This window comes from Arthrobacter sp. B0316-1-20 (assembly GCF_059091865.1).
In genome coordinates this window covers 236,544-258,821 of sequence record NZ_JBNHHC010000010.1, presented here as the reverse complement: position 1 = coordinate 258,821, position 22,278 = coordinate 236,544, and the positions used below count along the sequence as shown (strand labels likewise).

Genomic DNA, 22,278 nt, shown 5'->3' with positions numbered 1-22,278 from the left:
CGCCGGCCAGCGAGATGTCGTACTTCTCGGTGAGCTCCTTGTACTTGGCAGCCAAGTCGTTCCACTGCTGGACGACTTCCTCGCCGGAGATTTCCTTCGGGGTCAGCATGTTCTTCTCGTTGAAGGCCTTGTACGTATCGGTGGCCTGGGCGGCCTCGACCGACTCGACCAGCTTGGCCTTCACATCTTCAGGCAGGCCCTTCGGGGCAGCCAGGGCGCGGTACTGGGACACCGGAACTTCGTAGCCTTCTTCAATGGCGGTGGGGACGTCCGGCAGGAAGGTGTTGCGCTCGTCGGAGAAGACGACGATCGGCTTGACTTTGCCGGCGTCGATCTGCGGCTTGGCTTCGCCCAGCTGAATGGTGGCCAACTGGACTTGGTTGCCCATAACAGCGGTCAGCGCAGGGGAACCCGAATCGAACGGCACCGCGGTGCCCTTGATCTCGGCCTGGGCGAACAGGATGGCCTGGGACAGCTGCGAGCCGGTGCCCACGCCGGTGGTGCCGAAGGTCAGCTTCTTGGAGCTGTTCTTGATATCGTTCAGGTTTTCAAAACCGGACTCGGCGCTGGCCACCAACACGTAGTCGTCCTGGGAAAGGCCCTTGATGACGTCCAGGTCGTCAAGGCTGACGGCTTCGCCTTCAGACACTGCCAGCGGAGTGATGGTGATCAGCGAGGCATTCAGCAGGACGAGGTTCTGTCCGTCGGGCTTCATTGCCGCGACTTCCTGCGTTGCCAGGGCGCCGTTGGCACCGGGCTTGTTCACCACCGGAACGGCGACGCCGAGCTCATCCGCCATGCCTTCGGCCGCGGTGCGCGCGATCAGGTCCGTAGACCCGCCCGGAGCCTGGCCGACCGTCAGGGTGATGGGGCCGTTGGGGAAGGTGTCCCCCTCGGCGGCAGTGCCGCCCCCAACGTTGCCGCCGCAAGCGGTCAACGCCAGCGCAGCAGAGGCAGCGGTCAGACCTAGAACGGTCCGGCGGATGGAGAGTGCTTTCACTTCGGGCTCCTTGCTCGATGAACAGCGATGTTCGAACGGGTCTCGGCCATGACCCGACTCATATGAGACAGGTCACTAGTGGCTCGGACATCGAGCCTAGAAAGAGACTATGATGCATGTCCAAGCCCATTAGTGCATTGAATGATACTTGAAAGGCATCATGTTCACCTTGGACCAGGCCCGAAGTTTCATCGCTGTCGCCGAAGAGTTGCATTTCGGCCGAGCCGCCGAGCGGCTGAGCATGACCCAGCCCCCGCTCAGCAGGCAGATCCAGAAACTGGAGCGCAGCATCGGCGTCGAACTCTTGGAGCGGGACAACCGTAAGGTGGCATTGACCGCCGCCGGCCACGCTTTTCTCTCCGAGGCGCGGAAGCTGGTGGTGTCGGCGGACCGGGCGCCCCGGACGGCACGCCGCATCGCCGCTGGCCGGGCGGGTGAGATCCGGATCGGCTTCACTGCCGCCACCGCCTTCAGCGTACTTGGACCCCTGCTCGCCGAGATCGCACTGGAACTGCCCGATGTCGACGTCGAACTCGAGGAACTGGTGACCGGGGAGCAAATCCAGGCCATTATGGACGGCGACCTTGACCTGGGGCTGGCCCGCCCGCCCTTTGACACAGACCTCTTCGAATCGCATCTGATGTTGTCGGAGAACCTGATGCTCGCTGTTCCCAGCGGGCATCCGCTGGACCAACTGGCACGTCCGCTTGCCGTGGCCGACCTGAAAGACGTGCCGCTCATCATGCATTCACCGATCAAGGCGCGCTATTTCTACGATCTGGTGGTGCGCCAAATCCCGATCGAGCACGGCAACGTCGCGCACACCGTCAGCCAGATCCTGACCGTGGTGGCGCTGGTCGCGGCCGGCCGAGGCGTGGCCTTCGTGCCCGAATCGGCACAACTGCTGGGAGTGGATGGCGTCAGCTACTTGCATCTGCCCGAACTCGCGCCGGACTCGGTGGAGCTGCATGCCATTTGGAACCGGAACTCGCACAACCCCGCGTTGCGCAGAATGCTGGACAGCGTCTGGGCCAAAGCCTCCTAGCTGCCGCCCACCGCCGCCTTTCTGAACCTCAATACTCTTAGGGCATCAATCCATACAAAAGAGGGCTTGGACAGGCATCATCCGCCTTCCTAGGGTGGAACCAACGCATTCAATCCCGCCGCCTCCGGCACCAATGCAAAGGAAGATGCACGTGGCCCAGTACACGCCCCAAGAACTCGCAGACAAGCTCAAGGACGGGCTGCTGTCCTTTCCGGTCACGGCCTTCGACGCGGAATTGAACGTTGACGAAGCCGCTTACCGCAAGCACTTGGACTGGCAGTCCAGCTTCGATGTTGCCGGCCTGTTTGCCGCCGGCGGAACGGGAGAAGGCTTCAGCCTGACTCCGGCAGAGTCGGCCCGCGTGGTCCGCATGGCGGTCGAGGAAGCCGGCAGCCGGGTTCCCGTGCTCGCTTCCGCCGGTGGTTCCACCGCCCAAGCGATCCAGAATGCCAAGGATGCTGAGGCCGCGGGCGCAGAAGGGTTGCTGCTGCTGCCGCCGTACCTGACCGAATGCGACCAGGCAGGCCTGTTGGCCCACGTGTCAGCCGTCTGCGCCGCCACCAGCATTGGTGTCATCGTCTACAACCGTGCCAACGCCATCTATTCCGCGGACACCGTGGCTGCACTGGCCGACCGGCACACGAACTTCATCGGCTTCAAGGACGCCCTGGGCGACATCGAACACCTCACCAAGGTCTACGCCAAGAACGGCGACCGGCTGTTCTACCTGGGCGGACTTCCGACCGCGGAGACTTTTGCGCTGCCGCTGCTGCAGCTGGGCATGAGCACCTACTCCTCCGCCATGTACAACTTCGTGCCGGAGTTCGCCCTGGACTTCTACCGCGACGTCCGCAACCAGGACCGCGACGCCGTGACCGAGAAGCTCAACCGCTTCGTCCTCCCCTACCTGGACATCCGTGACCGGGTTAAGGGCTATGGTGTCTCCATCGTCAAGGGCGGCCTGAAGGCCGTCGGCCGCGACGGGGGCCTGGTCCGTCCGCCGCTGCAGGATCTGACCGAGAAGGACATCGCCGACCTGTCGGCCCTGATCGACGCCGCCGGCATCCGCCCGGCGGACGCTGCCCTGCAGAACGCCTAGCGTTCGCCGCCTGCCCCGGCTTCGCTTTGCTCAGCACGGGGATCCCGGGCGGCTCTCTTGGCCCGAAGCGGCCGCCCGAGACGGGCGGCCGCTTTCCGGCCCTCAGCTACAGCCGACCAACCGCAGTAAAGAAGCAGTAAGAAGGAGCACCCGATGCCCACCACGCAGACAACTCTGACAGGCCATTCGATCATTGCCGGCGAATCCGTCACCGGTACCGGCGGCACCGTCAACGGCTTCGACCCTGCCACCAACGAAGTCCTCGAACCGGCCTACAGCCTCATTGACGCAGCCCAGCTCGCGACCGCCACTGCTGCGGCCGAGGAAGCTTTCGAATCTTTCAGCTCGCTGGATCCCGAAACGCACGCCGCCTTCCTGGAGAAGATCGCCGACAACATCGAAGCCGTCGGTGAAGAGCTGGTCGCGCGTGCGATGGCCGAAACCGGTCTCCCCGCTGCCCGGCTGAACGGCGAACGCGGCCGCACCACCGGCCAGCTGCGTCTCTTTGCGTCGGTGGTGCGCCAGGGCGACCACCGTGGCGTCCGCATTGATCCTGCCCTGCCGGACCGCCAGCCGATGCCGCGGGCGGACATCCGGCAGCGCAAGGTCCCGCTGGGCCCGGTTGCCGTATTCGGCGCCAGCAACTTCCCGCTGGCTTTCTCCACCGCCGGCGGCGACACCGCCTCGGCGCTGGCCGCCGGCTGCCCGGTAGTCTTCAAGGCCCACAACGCCCACCCAGGCACCAGCGAAATCGTCGGCCACGCCATCGCCGACGCCGTGCGCGACGCCGGTCTGCACCCGGGTGTGTTCTCGCTGATCTACGGTCCCGGCGCCAGCATCGGCCAGGCGCTGGTCTCCGACCCGGCCATCAAGGCCGTCGGGTTCACCGGTTCCCGCTCCGGCGGCACCGCCCTGGTGGCCACCGCCGCCGCACGCCCCGAACCGATCCCGGTCTACGCCGAGATGAGCTCGATTAACCCGGTATTCTTCTTCGACGGCGCGCTCAAGGGCGGCCTGGACGCGCTGGCCTCCGCCTACGTCGCTTCGGTCACCGGTTCCAGCGGCCAGCTCTGCACGGCACCGGGCCTGGTCTTCGTCCCGGCCGGCGAAGCCGGAGACGCTTTCGCGGCTGCCGTTAACCGCGCCATGGCCCCGGCCGCCGGCCAGACCATGCTGACCCGCGGCATCGCCGACTCCTGGACCGCCGGCGTCGAGTCGCTGGGCAAGCAGGATGGCGTGGACCTGGTGGCCCGCGGCCAGGTCGGAGCCACGGAGAACGCCCCGGCCCCGGCCGTGTTCGGCACCGACGTCCCCACCTTCCTAGCCAACAATGTGCTGCACGAGGAGATCTTCGGTGCGGCATCGCTGATGGTCCGCTACACGTCCACCGAGGACCTGCTGGCGTCGGCTAAGCGGCTGGAAGGCCAGCTGACCGCCACCTTGCATATGACCGAGGAGGACCAGCCGACGGTGGCCCCGCTGCTGCCGGTGCTGGAGCGCAAGGTGGGCCGCATCCTGGCCAATGGCTGGCCGACCGGCGTCGAAGTGGGACACGCGATGGTCCACGGCGGCCCCTTCCCGGCCACCTCGGATACCCGGACCACGTCGGTGGGCACGCTGGCGATCGAGCGGTTCCTCCGCCCGGTGGCGTACCAGAACATCCCGGACGCCCTGCTGCCGGTACCCCTGCAGCAGTCCAACCCGTGGCAGCTGAACCGGCGCATCGACGGCACCATCGAACGCGCAGGAGAGTAACGCATGAGCAACCAACCCACCATTGCCGCGGTCGAGGTGGTCCCGGTCGCCGGGCACGACTCGATGCTGCTGAACCTCTCCGGGGCGCACGGTCCGTTCTTCACCCGGAACGTGGTCATCGTGACCGATTCCGACGGCCGCACCGGCTTGGGCGAAGTCCCCGGCGGCGAGAAGATCCGCACCACCATCGAGGACGCCGGCGCCATGATCACCGGCCGGCCGGTGGCCCGCTTCCGCAGCCTGCTGCGGGAAATCGCCGCCGCGTTCGCCGACCGCGACTCCGGCGGCCGCGGGCTGCAGACCTTCGACCTGCGCACCACCGTGCACGCCGTGACCGCCGTCGAATCCGCTTTGCTGGACCTGCACGGACAGTTCCTCGGTGTTCCCGTGGCCGAACTGCTCGGCGATGGCCAGCAGCGCGACGCGGTGCCGATGCTCGGCTACCTGTTCTACGTGGGCAACCCGGACGCCACCGACCTGCCGTACCTGCGCGAGCCCAACGGGGCGGACGACTGGGAGCGGGTGCGCCGGGAAGAGGCGATGACCCCGGAGGCCGTGGTCCGTTTGGCCGAGGCAGCGCAGGCCCGCTATGGCTTCCAGGACTTCAAGCTCAAGGGCGGCGTCCAGGCCGGCGACCTGGAGGTCGACGCGGTGACCGCGCTCAAGGAGCGCTTCCCGGACGCGCGCATCACGCTGGACCCGAACGGCGGCTGGCTGCTGCAGGACGCCATCCGGCTGGGCAAGCGGATGCAGGGCGTGGTGGCGTACGCCGAAGACCCCTGCGGCGCCGAAGGCAAGTTCTCCGGCCGCGAGGTGATGGCAGAGTTCCGCCGGGCCACCGGACTGCAGACCGCCACGAACATGATCGCCACCGATTGGCGCGAAATGGCCCACGCGGTGCGCACCAACGCCGTCGACATTCCGCTGGCCGATCCGCACTTCTGGACCATGGCCGGCTCGGTCCGCGTGGCACAGCTGTGCAACGAGTTCGGCCTGACCTGGGGTTCGCACTCGAACAACCACTTCGACATCTCCCTGGCCATGTTCACCCAGGTCGGCGCGGCCGCCCCGGGCGAAATCACCGCGCTGGACACGCACTGGATCTGGCAGGACGGCCAGGGCCTGACCAAGGAACCGCTGCTGATCCGCGACGGCGAGATCAAGGTGCCGCAGGCCCCGGGGCTGGGCGTGGAACTGGACCGCGAGCGGCTGGCCGAGGCGAATGCCCTGTACCTGGAGCATGGCCTCGGCGCGCGCGACGACGCCGTCTCCATGCAGTACTTGGTGCAGGGCTGGGAATTCGACCCCAAGCGCCCCAGCCTGGTCCGCTAGGACCTTCCGCCCGCCCCGCACGCTGCGGGGCGGGCGGATTTTTCCGTTCTACCGTGTGATGCTCTGTCCGGTCGGCCGTTTCTGGCCGGCCGGACATTGCCGTGATTTCAGGAGGTTCCGTGGAAGGAGTGCTGCTCGGCTTCGGCGTAGTGCTGGTGATCGTTGCGGTGGGCTTCGCGGCCGCGGCTATCTTGCCGCAAAAGGCGCCGGACATGCAGCGCGGGCTCACGCCGGTGATCTTCTACATCACCAATCCGGCGCTGATGCTGGTGTTGCTCGCGGACACTGACCTCGCGTCGGTGGTCGGCGTCTACACCCCCATTGCGTTGATCACGGCGGCCGTTGCGGGCACGCTCTATGCGCTGTTCAGCCGCTTCCTGATGCGGCGGTCGGCCGCACAAACGGCCGGTGGTGCCATGGCCTCCACCTACGTGAACGCCGGGAACATCGGCGTACCGATCGCCCTCTACGCAGTGGGCAGCGCAGACCCGGTGGTTTCGGTGCTGCTGGCCCAGTTGCTGGTCATCGCGCCGATCTACTTATCCATTTTCGCGTGGTGCCAGCGGAAGGCTGCTGCCGCTAAACCCCTCCATCCCGACGGCGGTGCTCCCGCGGCTGCCCCGCTATGGCGCAGCGTCGTGCGATCCATCCTTAACCCCGTCACCGTTGCTACCGCCGTCGGAGCCCTGATGGCCCTGACCGGGGTGCACCTTCCGGAGGTGCTCTGGGCACCGATAGAAATGGTGGGCAACGCCTCCATCCCCTTGCTGCTCATGCTGTTCGGCATGAGCCTGTACGGACAGAAGCCACTGACCCAGCGGAGCCTGCGCGCGGACGTGGCACTGGGCACGGTGGTGAAACTTCTGCTCATGCCGGCCCTCGCGTGGGTGGTCGGGCACTTCCTCTTCCAGTTGGACGGCACCCCGCTGCTCGGCGTTGTGGTCATGGCCGCCTTGCCCACTGCGCAGAACGTGTTTTTGTTCGCCAGCCAGTTCAAGATGCAGTCCACCCTGGTCCGGGACATTATCTTCCTCAGCTCAATGCTCTCGCTGCCCGCCGTCCTGCTTGTCGCCCTGCTGCTGGGCTAGGGTCTCAGGCGGCTGCCGCGCGGGCGACGGACAGGGGGTGGCCGTCGGCCTCCAACTCCAAGGTGAGGTCCAGGTGGATGCTCTCCTTCGACGCCAAAGTGTCCTCCAGGTATTCCGCCAGTCCACGCTCGGTGACTAAACGGAGATCAGCGATGATCTCCCCTTGCAGGACGGCCTGCGTACTGCCGATGTCGACCGGTGTGAAAATTGCGCCCCCGACGCCATGTTCAACGACCAGTTCGATGCTGTCGCGGAAAACCCGTTCGCCGCCTGTGTGTGGTGACGCCGTCAGGGTGAAGACAATTTTGTCCTGTGTCACACTTACCTCCTTCAATCAATGCTTGGACGCGGCACGTCTCTCGGCAGATCGCGCCCGTCATTCTGTTGCTAACGCCTTTCCGGCTTTTCCCGGCTTTTTTCCCGCGTGTTGCCCTGAGGATTTTCAACACGAGAATTGCTGAAAACTCCGTAGGCTCGGGCCGCGGCGAGAACGAATCCGATGAGGGCGACGCCCGCAAGCTTCGCAGCGATACCCACGGGCAGAGCCATAATCCCGATCAGCAGCATCAGCGGCACCCAGATACTGGGTACCTTGACGGAAGTACCGTCAAATCCTGACCGGAGTTTCTGTGCAAGATCAGGGTCCTCCAGGCCGAGGTAGTGCTCTATGGCCTCGAGCTGCTGTTGTTCTTCAGGGGATAGGGGCATCCGCATCTCCTCACGGGCTGCACCGCCGAGAGCTTCCGTCGTCGTGGTGGTCTTGGTTGTCCGCCGCGATAAGACGGTTCCGAAGAGTTTCATCACGACGGCTGGCTTGGGGTTTCCTGCAGTCGTAGCCTGATGGAAGTTGAAAACTATTTCGTGATCGGCGTCGGAATGCGGGAATTTGGCTGCCTACTCGGATTATATCCAGTGAAATTCTTTAAGGCCAATATTCCGTTCGCCGTGGGCGAAGCAGAAACACTGAATGTTTATCTGCATTTATTTAACTGTTTGAGAAACATTCTTTTCGCTGCTGGAGAGTGCGTTTCCTCAACACGGACCACCCCGGCATGCCACACGGATAGCCTCTGGAGGACGAGGCGTTAAATGCCGGCGGCGCCCGGGCTGGTCAAGACCAGAACCCGGGCACCGCCGTCATTACTGTGGTGGTGGCTCAGCCCCAGGGGATGGCGCCGAGCAAGATGCCGACCGCCAGCATGACCAGCGAGATGATGGCCGCACGCCAGAGCACCTTCTTGTGGTGGTCGCCCAACTCCACGCTGGCCAGCGAGACCAGCAGCAGGATGGCCGGGACCAGCGGGCTCTGCATGTGCACGGGCTGTCCGGTGATCGAAGCCCGGGCCATCTCGGCCGGGGCGATGCCGAAGTGCGCAGCGGTTTCGCTCAGCACCGGCAGCACGCCGAAGTAGAACGCGTCGTTGCTCATGAAGAACGTCATCGGGATGCTGAGCAGGCCGGTGATCACGGCCATGAACGGGCCCATCGAATCCGGAATGATATCCACCAGCCAGGCGGCCATGGCATCCACCATGCCGGTGCCGTTGAGCACGCCGGTCAGCACGCCTGCGGCCATCACCATGGACACGACGGCCACGATGCTCTTGCCGTGCGCGACCAGCTGGGCTGCCTGCTCCTTGACGTTCGGGAAGTTGACCACCAGAGCGATGGCGGCGCCGACCATGAACACGTAGGCCAGCGGAACGACGTCCAGCACCAGGATCACCATGACCGCTACCGTCAGGGCCAGGTTGAACCAGAACAGGTGCGGGCGCAGGGTGGGACGGTTCGGATCCAGCGCCGAATCGGTCAGCGATCCGACGGAAGTGTTCTCCTCTGCGGGTGCTTCCAGGACTGCCACCGAGCCGCCGGCCGGAGCCGTGCCGACCGGGGAGGTGCCAGGAACCGGTTTGCCGGCGCTGCGTCCGCCACGGCCGCCGAAGATCGAGCCGGCATTGCCGCGGGAGGTGCCGGCGCCGCCGTCGTTGTTCTCCGCAGCATCAGCCCACAGGTCGGGCTTACCCTTGGCAGCGGCCTTGGCGTTGCCGCCGGCCAGGCGCTTGCGCTCGCTCAGGCCGAGCGTCCAGGCGAACACCATCACGATGACCATGCCGGCCAACAGGGACGGGATCATCGGCACGAAAACGTCGGAGGGAGACACATCCAGCGCAGCAGCAGCGCGGGCCGTCGGGCCACCCCAGGGGACAATGTTCATGGTGCCGTTGGCCAGGCCGGCCACGCAGGTCAGCACCACCGGGCTCATGCCCAGCCGCAGATAGATCGGCAGCATGGCGGCCGTGGTGAGGATAAAGGTGGTGGACCCATCGCCGTCCAGCGAGACGACGGCGGCCAGCACCGCGGTGCCCAGCACCACCTTGGCCGGGTCGTTGCCCAGGGTGCGCAGGATGAAGCGCACCAAGGGGTCGAACAGCCCGACGTCGATCATCAGGCCGAAGAAGATGATGGCGAACATCAGCAGAGCTGCTGTGGACGTCAACGACTTCATCGACTCGAGGACCATGTCGCCCAGGCCGAGGCCCGCACCGGCGAAGAGGCCGAAGATCGTCGGCACAATAATCAGGGCCAGAACGGGTGTCAGTTTCTTGGTCATGATCAGCGCCATGAAGACCGCGATCATTGCAAAGCCGAGAAATACCAGCACAGCAACTCCTTTGTATAAAAACTGCCGGTGTGACCGGCCCTACAGACTCTAGGGTGGTGCGGATCACTGGTGGCGGTTTCGCCCACTTCAGGTGCATACTGCTTATTGCGCACGTTTTGCTCATTTAGCTCACATCACCGGCCGCAGGCCGCCCCGGGAGGCACCATGGAGAACGGGGGCGACCGCCGCCCGCGGATGGGCTTCTCCGCGCGCATGCTGCTGCTCCAGGTAGGCGTGGTGGCGCTGGTGCTGCTGCTCTCCGCGGTGGTGCTGGGTTGGTTGACCTATCAGCGGCTGGGCGAAGATGCGGAACGCCAGGCCCTGGCTGTGGCCCGCGCCGTTGCAGCCTCGGGCGATGTCCGCACCGAAACCGCCGCACTGGCGGAAGCGGGGCCGGACCAGCTTTCCGCCAAGGCCTTGGCGGGCGGTCCGCTGCAGGACCAGGCCGAAGACGTCCGGCGGCGGACCCGCGCGCTGTTCGTAGTGATCACCGACGATTCCGGCCTGCGGCTGGCGCATCCCAACCCGGCGGAGCTGGGCCGGATGGTCAGCACCGACCCCTCCGAAGCGCTGGCCGGCCGTGAGGTCACCGAACAGGAACAGGGCACTCTGGGTCATTCGGCGCGTGCCAAAGTCCCCGTGTTCGCCCCCGGTTCAACAACCGTGGTGGGCGAGGTCAGCGTGGGCTTCTCCAGCCAGGACGTGCTGCAATCCCTGGTCAGCAACATCCTGCCCATCGCGGCCACCACTGCCGGAGCGCTGGCACTTGGCTTGGCGGCGTCACTGCTGCTGGGCCGGCGGCTCAAGCGGCTGACGCTGGGACTCGAGCCCGAGGAGATTGCCGCCCTCACCCAGGACCAGGAGGCGGTGCTGCGCGGCGTGGACGAGGGCGTTATCGGCGTTTCCGCCGAGCGCAGGATCACCGTGTTCAATCGCGAGGCTAAACGCTTGCTGGGTTTCGCCATTGATGCCGATCTGGTCGGCCGGCCGTTGGAGGGGCTGCCGCTGCCCGGCCTGGAGGAATCCGGCCTGCCGGACGCACTGAGCCGGCTGCTCGATGCCGCGGACCCGCAGTCGCCGACGGTGGAGCTGGTGGTTGGTCCCCGCGTGCTGATCCTCTCCGCCCGGGAGGTGCAGGCCAGCCGCACCCCCGGCCGGCGCGGCTACCGGCCCGGGACCGGCACCGGCCCGGTCGTTCCGCGTGCCCCCGAACTGGGCTGGGTGATCATGCTGCGCGACCGCACCGCCGTCCAGTCCCTGACCAGGCAGCTGGATGCCGTGGGCGCGCTGAGCACTGCGCTGCGCGCGCAAAGACACGAGTTCGCCAACCGGCTGCACACGATCTCCGGCCTGCTGGCCACCGGGAACCCCAGCCACGCGCAGGACTACCTCACGTCGATCATGCAGACCGGCCCGCTGAACTACCCCGCCGAACAGGCCGAGCTGCTGCAGGATGCGTACTTGCAGGCCTTCATCGGCGCCAAAAGCATGGAGGCGGCCGAGCGCGGCGTAACGCTGCGCGTCGGGCCGGAAACGCTGGTCCGCGGCCGGGTCACCGATCCGCAGGACGTGACCACCGTGATCGGGAACCTGGTGGACAACGCCGTCCGGGCAGCAGTGCACGGCAGCGCTCCGGACCGATGGGTGGAGGTGGAGATCATGGACGAACTGACCGACGTCGCCGGAACGCTGCACCTGGTGGTCGCAGACTCCGGGGACGGACTGCCCGGGCTCCCCGATGGCACGGCAGCAGACGGCGGTACGGGGGTTGAGCGGATCTTTGCCGAAGGCTTTTCGACGGCGGGCGACCGCTCCCAGAACAGGCCGGCAGAGGCCACTGACGCGGCCGTCGACGGGGCGGTGGCCGAGTCCGTGGCCGGTCAAGCAGAACTGCCGGACATTCACGGCCAAGGCTTCGGCTTGTCGCTGATCCGCCGGCTCGCGCGCCGCCGGGGCGGAGACGTCTGGGTGGCAGATCCCGGGCGTCCGGGCGGCCCCGGCGCCGTATTCTGTGCCCGGCTGCCGGGCACCGTTGAACCCGCATCACCAGGAGCAAACCATGACTAACCTGCAGGTACTGATTGTGGACGACGACTTTCACGTGGGGCGCCTGCATGCCAGCTATGTGGATTCCGTCCCGGGCTTCAGCGCGCTGGCACCGGTCGGAACGGCGGAGCAGGCTCTGCGCACCGTGCACGGGCATGCGCCGGACCTGATGCTGCTGGACGTGTACCTGCCGGACGCGCTGGGGCTGGATTTGCTGCGCAAGGTCGACGTGGACACCATCATGTTGACCGCAGCAGCGGACGCCCCGTCGGTCCGCAAGGCCCTGCGCCGCGGTGCGCTGGGTTACCTGATCAAGCCGTTCACCGCCGAGGAACTGGCGCGGAAGCTGCGTGCCTACGCCCGGTACCGGCGGCTGTTGGCCGAGCAGCCGGCGGTGGACCAGGACACCGTTGACCGGGCGCTCCATGCGCTGCATCCGGCCGAGGCGGCGGTGGCTGCCCGCACCCGGTCGGCCACCGAGGCCGCCGTGCTGGAAGCGCTGGCGTCCGGACTGCAGCGTTCGGCGGCGGAAGTGGCCCAGTCGGTCGGCGTCTCACGGGCCACCGCGCAACGCTATTTGTCCGCCCTGGCCGACGACGGTGCGGTGGAGATCCATCTGCGCTACGGCACCACCGGGCGGCCCGAGCACCGCTACGGGCGGGCCGGCTGACGGCATGCGGACAACCCATGCGGCCGGCTCTTTCCGCCGTGCTGATCGGTGCCGGCGCCGCGGTGTGAACCGGAGCGAACGATGATTGGATGGCAGGCATGACCATCGGCTTGATACTGGACCTCTTCGGCACCTTCTTCTTTGCCATGTCCGGTTGCATCTTGGCAGCCCGCCGGAAGTTCGACATTATCGGGTCGCTGTTCCTGGGTGCACTGGCCGGTTTGGGCGGCGGAATCATCCGGGACCTGATTCTGGGCACCGTCCCGAGTGCCTTCAACAATCCGGTCTATTTCATCCCGCCGGTGCTGGCGGCGCTGCTGGTGTTCTTCCTCTTCCACAGGGTCGAGCGGTTCCAGCGTCCGCTGTTGATCTTCGACGCCGGCGGGTTGGCCCTGTTCTGCATCACCGGAACCGTTAAGGCCCTGAGCCTGGGCATGAACCCTGTTGCTTCGGCGCTGCTGGGCCTGACCACAGCCGTGGGCGGCGGAATGCTGCGCGATGTCGTTGCCAACCGGGTGCCGCAATTGTTCAACCCCGACGACCTGTACGTCGTGCCGGCGATGCTGGGCTCGGCACTGGTGGTTGTTCTGTGGTTGGTCGGGATCTACGGGACGGCGGCAGCGATCGGCGTGGCCGCAGTGGTGTTCGGGCTGCGCGTGGTCTCGCTGCATTACGGCTGGCACATTCCGCATGCCGCGCCGGCGCGGTTCATTGGCCCGGACGACGATTGACGGGATGCCGCTGTCCGGGATCGCGGCATGCCGGCCTTAGGCCCGGTTTTGCCGGTGGATCTCCTCGATGATGCGGATGGCCGCGACGGCGTCCGCCGGCTCCACCGGCACGGGGGCGCCGCCGTTGATGGCCGCGGCCAGTTGACGGTAGAACTCCGGGTAGGCGCCGCGCTCGGACGGAACCTTGCGGGTGTCCCCCGGCGTGCCCAGGGTGCCCCAGTGTTCTTCGGGTTCCACACCATAACCGTCCGACCCGGGCACGGCACCGGCATTGAGTGCAGCCTCCTGGCCGTCCAACCCCCAGGTCGTGAAGGCGGCAGCCGAGCCGAGGACGCGGAACCGCGGAGCGGGCAGCGCGGAGATCAGATTCATGGATAGCCGCGAGCGCACGCCGGATTCGTGCAGCAGCGAGACAAACGCGTCCTCGTCCGGGCCGGATCCGGCCGCGGACTCTGCCGCTGCTTCGGCTGCGTCTCCGGCGGACGTGGTGTGGCGGGCGGTCTCGCCGTAGACCGTTTCGGCCGGACCGAAGAGCGTGAGCGCCTGGTCGATCAAGTGCACGCCCAGATCGAAGAGCATGCCGCCGCCCTCGGTGACGCCCGCCGTCTCCTTCCATGCCCGCAGCCCCTCCGGTTTCCAGCGCTCAAAGCGTGATTCGAAGGTGTGCACCTGGCCCAGTTCGCCGCCGTCGATCAGCTTCTTCAGGGTCAGGAAATCAGCGTCCCAGCGGCGGTTTTGGTAAACGGAAAGCACCATGCCTGCCGCCCGGGCCTTGGCGATCAAGGCCTCGCCGTGGGCGGATACCGGGACAAAGGGTTTGTCCACCACCACATGCAGGCCGCGGCTCAAGGCGGCATCGGCGAGCGGATAGTGGCTGGCCGGCGGCGTGGCCACCACCACCAGGTCCAGCAGCTCGGGGGCCGCCAACAGTTCGTCCGCCGTGGCTACGATCCGCGCCCCGGGGTGCGTGGCTGCCGCCTGCGCCGCCCGTTCCGGACTGGACGTCACGATCGCGTCCAGCGAATACTCGCTCGCAGCTGCCAGGAACGGCGCGTGGAAGACCCGGCCGGAGAGGCCGTAGCCGATCACGGCGGTGCGCAGCGGCCGGTGTTCGGCCATGGGTCCTCCTCGTGTGCTCCAAGTGCCGGCCCCGAAGGGGCGGCTGTGTCCGAGCCTACCGGCCGGCGTGGGGCTGCTCGCGCAGCTTCTGCGTGAGCTTGTGCGCTTCCTCGAGCAGCAGTTTGCCCAGGAACTCCTGCCGATCCGGGCGGAAGCGCTGCTCAATGCCGGTCAGCGACAGTGCCCAGGCCGGCCGGCCCTGCCGGTCAAAGACGGCGGCGCCCATCCCCCAACTGCCTTCCAGAATCAGTCCGGGATTGACGGTATAGCCGCGCTCCCGGGTCGCGGCCAAGTTGCTGCGGATCTTTTCCGGCGCATGGGCCGGGCCGAACCGCTGGAGCCGGGCACCGCCGTCGTCAAGCAACCGGTCAATCTCCTCAGCCTCCAGGAACGCCATGATGGCCAGCCCCGCGGAGGCGATGCCCAGCGGGAAGCGGACGCCCTCGTGCAGCACGAAGGAGCGCACCGGGAAGCTGCCCTCCACCCGGACCAGGCAGACGGTTTCGTCGCCGCGGCGGATGGAGAGGAACGCGCTCTCGCCGGTCTCATCCGCCAGCCGCTGCAGGCTGGGCCGGGCCAGGTCTTCGATGGCGAACCGGCTGGCCGCCACCGAGCCGAGCACATAGAGCTCCGGTCCCAGATGCCAGTTGCCGGTTTCGGCGTGGTGGTCCAGCAGACCCTCGGCGGCCAGCGAGTTCAGCAGCCGGTAGACAGTCGGCCGGGTCAGTCCGGACGCCTGCACAATGTCGCCGAGGGCGGCCCCGGTCTCCGGCGCGCGGCCCACAATCCGCAGCAGCCTGGCCACCCGGCTGACCACTTGGGCGCCCTGCACTTGTTTCTCCGGCATCGAGTTCCCTTCTTGCCCGGCGGGTGCCCACTGGCAGCCTTCGCGCCCGACCGTAATCCACATTGTGGACAGTCTATCCGGCCCTGTCCACACTGTGAATAGCGCATTGGTGGCCTCATTGACGTGACGCACGGAACACCTTTAGGCTGCCCGGTAGACGTTGTCCACAAGATGGACAGTACCGCAGGAACCAGTGGGCCCACCGCAGGGGAAAGCACTCAACGAGGAGGAAGCAGATGTCCAAACTGACCGCAGGACCCGCCGCCGCGCTGGCAGGCGTGCTGCATGACGGCATGACCATTGCGGTGGGAGGGTTCGGGCTCTCCGGCATCCCCGCGGACCTGATCGACGCGGTGCGTGATTCCGGCGTCAAGAACCTCACCGTGGTGTCCAACAACATGGGCATCGACGGCAAGGGCTTGGGCGTGCTGATCGAAGCCGGACAGGTCCGCAAGGTGCTGGCCTCCTACGTGGGCGAAAACAAGCTGTTCGCCCAGCAGTTCCTGGCCGGGACCCTGGAGGTTGAGTTCAACCCGCAGGGCACGCTCGCCGAACGGCTCCGTGCCGGCGGCGCCGGCATCGCGGCTTTCTACACCAAGACCGGCGTGGGCACGGTGATCGCCGAGGGCAAGCCGCACCAGGAGTTCGACGGCGAGCTGTACGTGCAGGAACGGGGCATTGTGGCCGACCTGGCGCTGGTGCATGCGCACACCGCGGACACCGACGGCAACCTGATCTACCGCCACACCGCCCGCAACTTCAACCCGGTGGTGGCCACCGCGGGCCGCGTCACCATCGCCGAGGCCGAGGTGATCGTGGAACCGGGCCAACTTGACCCGAACCACATCGTCACCCCCAGCGTGTACGTGCAGCGGCTGGTGCAGGCGTCCGACCGCGTCAAGGACATCGAACAGCGCACCGTCCGCCCCCGCCCCGCCGTCGTCGGCGCCTGAAGACAACCCCTGAAGGAGAGAACCATGGCCTGGACACGAGATGAAATGGCGGCCATCGCCGCCAGCGAACTGAACGACGGCGACTACGTCAACCTGGGCATCGGCATTCCCACGCTGGTGGCCAACAACCTGCCCGACGGCGTGCGGGTGGTGCTGCAGAGCGAGAACGGGCTGCTGGGCATGGGCCCGTTCCCGTACGACGGCGACGAGGACGCGGACCTGATCAACGCCGGGAAGCAGACCGTCACGGTGCTGCCCGGCGGCTCCATCTTCGACTCGGCCACCAGCTTCGGCATGATCCGTGGCGGCCACGTGAAGATCGCCGTGTTGGGCGCCATGCAGGTGTCCGCCAGCGGCGACCTGGCCAACTGGACCATCCCGGGCAAGATGGTCAAGGGCATGGGCGGCGCGATGGACCTGGTCGCCGGCACCCCGCGCGTGCTGGTGCTGACCGAGCACGTGGCCAAGGACGGCACCCCCAAGATCGTCAACGAATGCTCGCTGCCGCTCACCGGCGTGCGCGTGGTGGACCGGATCATCACCGACCTGGCGGTCTTTGATATTGATAACGACGGCGATGCCCCCTCGCTGCGCTTGGTCCGCCTGGCGCCGGGGGTCACCGTGGCCGAGGTGCGGGAGAAGACCGAGCCGGACTTCGCCGTCGCGCCTGGATTGGATCAAACCCCGGACACGGAGCCGGACGCCGAGCTGGAAACCGCTCTGGAAGGAACACGCTGATGAGCCTGCAGGAACACTTCGGAAAAGACATCCTGCTCACCGGCTGGGGACACTCCCCGTTCGGCAAGCTGGCGGACGAGACGCTGGAGTCGCTGATCGTGGGCGTGGCCCGGGAGGCCGTCGCCAACGCCGGGCTGGAGCCGGGACAGATCGACGAGGTCTACCTGGGCCAGTTCAACTCCGGCATGGTGCCGCTGGGCTTCGCATCCTCGCTGGCGCTGCAGGTCTCCGATGAGCTGGCCAACGTGCCGGCCACCCGGGTGGAGAACGCCTGCGCGTCAGGCTCCGCCGCGGTGCAGCAGGGCGCCAAGTCGCTGCTGGCCGGCACCGCGCGCAACGTGCTGGTGATCGGCGCGGAGAAGATGACCCACGCCGGTGCCGACGTGGTGGGTGCCGCCCTGCTCGGCGCCGACTACGAGGCGGCCGGCAAGCCGAGTTCCACAGGCTTCGCCGGGCTGTTTGCCGAAACGGCCAAGCACTACCAGAAGCGCTACGGCGAGGTGGGTGACGTGCTTGGCTCGATCGCGGCGAAGAACCACCGCAACGGGGTGGCAAATCCGTACGCGCAGCTGCGCAAGGACCTGGGCGAGGAGTTCTGCCAGACCGTCTCGGACAAGAACCCGGTGGTGGCCGAGCCGCTGCGCCGGACCGACTGCTCGCCGGTCTCGGACGGCGCCGCCGCGGTGGTGCTCAGCACGGAAGCGCCGCGTTCCGGTGCCGCAGCTGCTGCCGTGCGGCTGGCCGGCTTCGGCCATGCCAACGACTTCATGCCGGCGGAGAAGCGCGATCCAACCGCCTTCGCCGGCAGCCGCGCGGCGTGGCAGCGGGCGCTGGGCATGGCCGGGGTGGGCCTGGCCGACCTGGACCTGGCCGAGGTGCATGACTGCTTCACCATCGCCGAACTCATCATGTACGAGGTCATGGGCCTGACGGCCTCCGGCGAGGGCCGCCGGGCCATCGAGGAGGGCATGGTGTACCGCGGCGGCAAGCTGCCGGTGAACCTGTCCGGCGGCCTGAAGGCCAAGGGCCACCCGGTCGGCGCCACCGGCGTCTCGCAGCACGTGGTCACCGCCATGCAACTCTCCGGCACCGCCGGGGACATGCAACTGGCAGGGGCACGGCGCGCCGCCGTGCACAACATGGGCGGGCTGGCCATCGCCAACTACGTCAGCGTGCTCGAAGCCGTCTAGCCCGACCGGCAGTCCCCATCCATCGGCTGTACCGATCTGGCCCTTCCGGAAAGCTCTGGAGGGGCCAGATCGGCACAGTCGTTTTGGTCGTCACCCGAGCGCCAGATTCATTGACCGCAGCGCCCCCACCGGGCCCGGAGCTGCCGAGCGTCATTGGTTCCTCCGGATGACGCCGGTGTCCAGCAGGTCCTGCAGGCCTTGCCGGAACAGTTCCTTGCCGCCATGGGCCGGGTGGCGGATCTTGGGTACATCCAGCCCGCTGGCAGTCACGCTCCGGTGCCCGATGTTCCCCACTGCGACGACTGCGTCAATACTGAACAGCCGGGCCAGGTCCTGCCAGTAGAGCGTGCCGGCCGCGATCTCCGGCGCCGACGGCGTGCGGTTGGACTGCGGCCGCCCGGGCTGGTGCGGATGGAACGGATAGGCGCTCCACAGCAGCGGCAGGAAGTCCAGTTCGGCCAGCACGTTCCACATCACCGTGGCGGTGGGCTCGGCCGGCACTGTCAGCACCTCCGGCGGCATCAGGTACCCGTTGGTCGGGCCGAACATGCCGAAAGGGTCGTCGCCGGAGATCAGCGCCTTGTTGGTGAACGGGACGCCGGTAACGGTCATGCCGCGGTAGCCCGGGGCTTCCCCGACCAGCAGGACCGTTGGCCGCCGTTCCAGCATCTGTTCAAAGTAGCGGGTGACGTTGTGCCGGCGTGCCGCGTTCGCTGGCAGCTCCGTGGAGAAGAAGTTACGGCTCGCTGGCCCCGTCCTGAACCTCCCCAGCCGTTCCACAAAGTCGCGGATCCCTTGGTGCGCCGTCACGTTCCCAACGTATCCGATCTGCTCGCAAAACAAGGCGCCGCAGCTGGCCCGGAGCCTGTCTCCGGATTGTCAGCAATCCAGTGGCGGGAAGATGCAGCGAAATGGTCTTTTTGTGGCGTGTTCGGTGCATCTTTTCGCCACTCGATGAGAACCCGCGCCCCCAACCCTGCGCGCCGCTCGAAACCAAGGGTGCCCGCAGCCCTAGCCGCCCAACAGGGACCAAAAAAGACGCCGGCGCCCGGGTGAGGCGAACCCCCACTCGGGCACCGGCGTCATGGTTCGGCTGCGGGCCGAAAGGTCTAGGAGTCCTTGGGCAGCCGGGCTGCCAGCTTCCAGGCGGCGGGCATGGCGGCGGCCGCGATCAGGGACTTTACGATGCCGCCGATGATGAACGGGTACAGGCCCCACTCCAGCGTCTGCTGCAGATCGGCACCCAGCGAGATGGACAGCCAGGCCATGCCGAAGACGAAGGTGATCACGGTGCCGGCGAGGAAGGAGACCGTGGCGCCGAGGAACTTCTTGTCCCAGTTGCGCTTGGCCAGCCAGCCGGTTAGGCCCGCGGCGGCAACGAAGCCCACCAGGTAGCCGCCGGTCGGGCCGACGGCGGCGGCCAGGCCGGAGGAGGCGTCGGAGAAGACCGGCATGCCGGCGACACCGGCCACCCAGTACAGCGCCATCGCCAGCATCCCGCGCACCGGGCCCAGGGTGCTGCCGACCAGCAGCACGGCCAGGGTCTGGCCGGTGATCGGCACCGGCCACAGCGGCACGGCCAGCTGCGCCATCACAGCGGTCAGGCCGGCGCCGCCGACCACCAGCGCGGTGTTGGCCAGGGCGGTGCTGGGGACGAGGGCGTCGGCCAGAACACCCTGGCGCGCGACTACGGCTGTACTCATAATTTGCTCCTTCTCGGGGATATCCCTGCGAAACTGCGGATCCGGATTCGGCACCACTGTACCGGCAGCCCCGAGCAGCACCGCGGTTTGTGGCGGAGATTACGCCACAAACCGCTCGGCAGCATTTGCGCGCCGCCTTGCACCGTCCAACTCAGGCGGCAAGGCCTCTGGCCTGAGCGGTCAGCTCCAGCGCGCGCAGCCGCTGCGCAACCGTCGGTGCTTGGAACGCCACAATCAGCTCGTCGGCATCAGCGTGCTTGGCGAATCCCTCCAGATACTCCGTCACGGCATCGGGCGTACCGACGGCCGAATATTTGACCATCTGCTCCACGTGCTGGCCCTGCGGCGAGTCCAGGATCAGGTCGGCTTCCTCATCCGTGAACCCACGGTCGCGGCCGAACAGCAGCGAGACCCGGCTGCGCCGGACAATCCGGAACTGCTCCTGCGCTTCCTCGTTGGTGTCCGCGGCAATGGCGTTCACGCCGGCGATCACGTACGGTTCGGCGAGCTGCTCCGAGGGCTGGAATTCGCGGCGGTAGACCGCCACGGCGTCCTGCAGCGCGTTCGGCGCGAAGTGCGAGGCGAACGAGTACGGCAGCCCCAACGCAGCGGCCAGCTTGGCACCGAACAGCGAGGAGCCCAGGATGTACAGCGGCACGTTGCTGCCCTTGCCCGGCGTCGCGTCCACGCCCTTGATCCGGGTCTGTCCGGTGAGATAGCCCTGCAGTTCCAGCACGTCCTGCGGAAACGAATCGGCGCTCATCGGATCGCGGCGCAGCGCCCGCATGGTGTTCTGGTCGCTGCCCGGCGCACGTCCCAGGCCCAGATCGATCCGGCCCGGGTGCAACGCTTCCAGTGTGCCGAACTGCTCGGCGATGGTCAGCGGGGCATGGTTGGGCAGCATGATGCCGCCGGCGCCCAGCCGGATCGTGCTGGTGTTGGCGGCCACGTGGGCGATCAGCACGCTGGTGGCCGAGGAAGCGATCGACGCCATGTTGTGGTGCTCGGCGTACCAGACCCGCCGGTATCCCAGTTCTTCGGCCCGCTGTGCCAACGCCACGCTGCCGGCCAGGCTTTCGCCCACGGTTTCGTTCGTGCCGATGGTTGCCAGGTCAAGGATGGATAGAGGTACGTTCACGCCAGCGGGCCTTTCGTCGGGATGGCCCACGGTAGTTGCCGCGGGCACACGTTTGGCATAACGACGGCGGTGCCCACCTTATTTCTCCCCCTCCCCGGGCGCGTCGTGGCTCGGGTGTCCGCTGCCGGCCGCCAGCCAACGACGCGGTGCGAAGAAGCGGTTGCGGCGTTCTGCGCGGAAGCGCCGCGGCGTAGAGTCTGGAGGCATGGAACATTGCCATCAAGGCCATGCGAAGGATCCCGACGAGTTCTGGGAGTCCTTTTACGCTGAGCGGGACCAAATCTGGAGCGGCCGGCCCAACGCGATGCTGGTCCGTGAGCTCTCCGGCCTGCGCCCCGGCAAAGCGCTGGAACTGGGATGCGGCGAGGGCGCCGACGCCATCTGGCTCGCCGAACAAGGCTGGCAGGTCACCGGCCTGGACATGTCAGCGCTCGCGCTGCAGCGGGCGGCACTGCACGCCCAACAAGCCGGCGTCGCGGACCGGATCCACTGGCGCCGGCAGGATCTGGCGGGCTGGGAAGCCACCGAACAGTACGACCTGGTCTGCGCTCAGTTCCTCCACTCACCGGTCGAGCTGCCGCGGAACGCGATCCTCGCAGCGGGGGCTCGCGCTGTTTCCCCCGGCGGCCGGCTGCTAATCGTTGGCCACGAATCGTTTCCGCCGTGGTCCAAGCACCCGGAGCCGGAGGAAGCGCTGCCCACCGCAGCTGAACTCGCCGCCGAGCTCGGGCTCGGTGGTCCAGTCTGGGCTCTGGAGACCGTGGACTCGGTTGAGCGCGAGGTCACGGGACCGGATGGCGACAGCGGCATGATGACGGACAGTGTTCTCCGCGCGCGCCGGGTGGCTGGGTAAGCCCTGACTGCTTGGCCGGCAGCGTGTTTTGCCGGCCGCCCGTCGCCAGCTTGGCTGGCAGCCCGTCATGCTTGGCCGGCAGCGGGCTTACTCGGCGGCGCTTATCCGGCAGGGCGCTCGATGCTGCAGTCGGTGCCTGGGAAGACCACGCTCTCGTGTCCGTCGTCGAATCTGACGAAGTAAGGCGGGGCACCGCCGGCGCCGCGGACCTCGATGACTTCGCCGTGCCGGTCCGTTGATTCCACCGTCTTTCCCCTGATGACGATGCGGTCTCCGGGTGCTGCGATCATGACCGCTCACCTCCTCCCC

22 protein-coding genes are annotated in these 22,278 nt (G+C 67.1%); 12 read left to right on the top strand and 10 right to left on the bottom strand.

Features of this window, described 5'->3' with window-relative positions:
- Positions 1–1,000: tripartite tricarboxylate transporter substrate binding protein (locus AC5RW2_RS18570; protein WP_494074336.1), on the bottom strand; the 1,000-nt coding region annotated here is incomplete at its 3' end.
- 160 nt (positions 1,001–1,160) lie between these two features.
- On the opposite strand from AC5RW2_RS18570, the gene AC5RW2_RS18565 reads away from it, so the two are divergent.
- The 5 genes from AC5RW2_RS18565 to AC5RW2_RS18545 all read left to right on the top strand — a co-directional run bounded on the left by AC5RW2_RS18565 (position 1,161) and on the right by AC5RW2_RS18545 (position 7,319).
- Complete coding sequence (locus AC5RW2_RS18565; RefSeq protein ID WP_493962594.1) at positions 1,161–2,045, top strand: LysR family transcriptional regulator; 885 nt, start codon at positions 1,161–1,163, stop codon at positions 2,043–2,045.
- Between the two features lie 151 nt (positions 2,046–2,196).
- Positions 2,197–3,144, top strand: coding sequence for a 5-dehydro-4-deoxyglucarate dehydratase (gene kdgD / locus AC5RW2_RS18560; protein WP_493962595.1), 948 nt, complete (start codon positions 2,197–2,199; stop codon positions 3,142–3,144).
- Between the two features lie 153 nt (positions 3,145–3,297).
- On the top strand, positions 3,298–4,899 hold the full coding sequence (locus AC5RW2_RS18555; RefSeq protein WP_493962596.1) for an aldehyde dehydrogenase (NADP(+)): 1,602 nt from the start codon (positions 3,298–3,300) through the stop codon (positions 4,897–4,899).
- 3 nt (positions 4,900–4,902) lie between these two features.
- A complete protein-coding gene (locus AC5RW2_RS18550) occupies positions 4,903–6,231 on the top strand; it encodes an enolase C-terminal domain-like protein (RefSeq protein ID WP_493962597.1) in 1,329 nt (442 codons plus the stop codon).
- 119 nt (positions 6,232–6,350) lie between these two features.
- Positions 6,351–7,319 (top strand): AEC family transporter, encoded by a 969-nt coding sequence (locus AC5RW2_RS18545; protein ID WP_493951373.1) that lies wholly within the window; start codon positions 6,351–6,353, stop codon positions 7,317–7,319.
- Between the two features lie 4 nt (positions 7,320–7,323).
- Here AC5RW2_RS18545 and AC5RW2_RS18540 read toward each other — a convergent pair whose 3' ends face one another.
- The 3 genes from AC5RW2_RS18540 to AC5RW2_RS18530 all read right to left on the bottom strand — a co-directional run bounded on the left by AC5RW2_RS18540 (position 7,324) and on the right by AC5RW2_RS18530 (position 9,981).
- Entirely contained in the window at positions 7,324–7,638 is a 315-nt protein-coding gene (locus AC5RW2_RS18540) for a hypothetical protein (RefSeq protein WP_493951374.1), read from the bottom strand.
- A gap of 68 nt (positions 7,639–7,706) precedes the next feature.
- Positions 7,707–8,120, bottom strand: a complete 414-nt coding sequence (locus AC5RW2_RS18535) for a DUF3040 domain-containing protein (RefSeq protein WP_493951538.1) — start codon at positions 8,118–8,120, stop codon at positions 7,707–7,709.
- Positions 8,121–8,475: 355 nt separating this feature from the next.
- Entirely contained in the window at positions 8,476–9,981 is a 1,506-nt protein-coding gene (locus AC5RW2_RS18530; protein ID WP_493962598.1) for a CitMHS family transporter, read from the bottom strand.
- A gap of 165 nt (positions 9,982–10,146) precedes the next feature.
- On the opposite strand from AC5RW2_RS18530, the gene AC5RW2_RS18525 reads away from it, so the two are divergent.
- The 3 genes from AC5RW2_RS18525 to AC5RW2_RS18515 all read left to right on the top strand — a co-directional run bounded on the left by AC5RW2_RS18525 (position 10,147) and on the right by AC5RW2_RS18515 (position 13,428).
- The gene (locus AC5RW2_RS18525; RefSeq protein ID WP_493962599.1) at positions 10,147–12,048 is read left to right on the top strand and encodes a sensor histidine kinase; all 1,902 of its coding nucleotides are present in this window, start codon (positions 10,147–10,149) and stop codon (positions 12,046–12,048) included.
- Positions 12,041–12,697, top strand: a complete 657-nt coding sequence (locus tag AC5RW2_RS18520; protein ID WP_493945105.1) for a response regulator — start codon at positions 12,041–12,043, stop codon at positions 12,695–12,697. The genes AC5RW2_RS18525 and AC5RW2_RS18520 overlap by 8 nt, the downstream gene beginning before the upstream one ends.
- An 89-nt stretch (positions 12,698–12,786) precedes the next feature.
- Entirely contained in the window at positions 12,787–13,428 is a 642-nt protein-coding gene (locus AC5RW2_RS18515) for a trimeric intracellular cation channel family protein (protein WP_493962600.1), read from the top strand.
- Positions 13,429–13,464: 36 nt separating this feature from the next.
- On the opposite strand, the gene AC5RW2_RS18510 is transcribed toward AC5RW2_RS18515, so the two are convergent.
- Together AC5RW2_RS18510 and AC5RW2_RS18505 are read right to left on the bottom strand one after the other, a co-directional pair.
- Entirely contained in the window at positions 13,465–14,547 is a 1,083-nt protein-coding gene (locus AC5RW2_RS18510) for a Gfo/Idh/MocA family protein (protein WP_493962601.1), read from the bottom strand.
- A gap of 55 nt (positions 14,548–14,602) precedes the next feature.
- Positions 14,603–15,394: an IclR family transcriptional regulator gene (locus AC5RW2_RS18505; RefSeq protein WP_493951379.1), complete on the bottom strand. Its 792-nt coding sequence runs from the start codon at positions 15,392–15,394 to the stop codon at positions 14,603–14,605.
- Positions 15,395–15,630: 236 nt separating this feature from the next.
- Between AC5RW2_RS18505 and AC5RW2_RS18500 the strand changes: the two genes are divergently transcribed.
- The 3 genes from AC5RW2_RS18500 to AC5RW2_RS18490 are packed head-to-tail and all read left to right on the top strand — an operon-like array spanning position 15,631 to position 18,275.
- Positions 15,631–16,347 carry a CoA transferase subunit A gene (locus AC5RW2_RS18500; protein WP_493939972.1) on the top strand — a complete coding sequence of 239 codons (717 nt, stop codon included), beginning with the start codon at positions 15,631–15,633 and terminating at the stop codon, positions 16,345–16,347.
- A 24-nt stretch (positions 16,348–16,371) separates the two neighbouring features.
- Positions 16,372–17,085 carry a CoA transferase subunit B gene (locus AC5RW2_RS18495; protein ID WP_493962602.1) on the top strand — a complete coding sequence of 238 codons (714 nt, stop codon included), beginning with the start codon at positions 16,372–16,374 and terminating at the stop codon, positions 17,083–17,085.
- Positions 17,085–18,275: an acetyl-CoA acetyltransferase gene (locus AC5RW2_RS18490; protein ID WP_493962603.1), complete on the top strand. Its 1,191-nt coding sequence runs from the start codon at positions 17,085–17,087 to the stop codon at positions 18,273–18,275. Before AC5RW2_RS18495 ends, AC5RW2_RS18490 begins: the two co-directional genes overlap by 1 nt.
- A 150-nt stretch (positions 18,276–18,425) precedes the next feature.
- On the opposite strand, the gene AC5RW2_RS18485 is transcribed toward AC5RW2_RS18490, so the two are convergent.
- The 3 genes from AC5RW2_RS18485 to AC5RW2_RS18475 form a co-directional block, all read right to left on the bottom strand.
- A complete protein-coding gene (locus AC5RW2_RS18485; protein WP_493962604.1) occupies positions 18,426–19,085 on the bottom strand; it encodes a uracil-DNA glycosylase in 660 nt (219 codons plus the stop codon).
- 299 nt (positions 19,086–19,384) lie between these two features.
- Positions 19,385–19,978: a biotin transporter BioY gene (locus AC5RW2_RS18480; protein WP_493962605.1), complete on the bottom strand. Its 594-nt coding sequence runs from the start codon at positions 19,976–19,978 to the stop codon at positions 19,385–19,387.
- 151 nt (positions 19,979–20,129) lie between these two features.
- On the bottom strand, positions 20,130–21,116 hold the full coding sequence (locus AC5RW2_RS18475; RefSeq protein WP_493962606.1) for an LLM class flavin-dependent oxidoreductase: 987 nt from the start codon (positions 21,114–21,116) through the stop codon (positions 20,130–20,132).
- A 205-nt stretch (positions 21,117–21,321) separates the two neighbouring features.
- Between AC5RW2_RS18475 and AC5RW2_RS18470 the strand changes: the two genes are divergently transcribed.
- Positions 21,322–21,969 (top strand): SAM-dependent methyltransferase, encoded by a 648-nt coding sequence (locus tag AC5RW2_RS18470; protein WP_493962607.1) that lies wholly within the window; start codon positions 21,322–21,324, stop codon positions 21,967–21,969.
- Between the two features lie 101 nt (positions 21,970–22,070).
- On the opposite strand, the gene AC5RW2_RS18465 is transcribed toward AC5RW2_RS18470, so the two are convergent.
- Positions 22,071–22,259: a DUF1918 domain-containing protein gene (locus AC5RW2_RS18465; RefSeq protein WP_493962608.1), complete on the bottom strand. Its 189-nt coding sequence runs from the start codon at positions 22,257–22,259 to the stop codon at positions 22,071–22,073.
- Positions 22,260–22,278 lie beyond the last annotated feature (19 nt).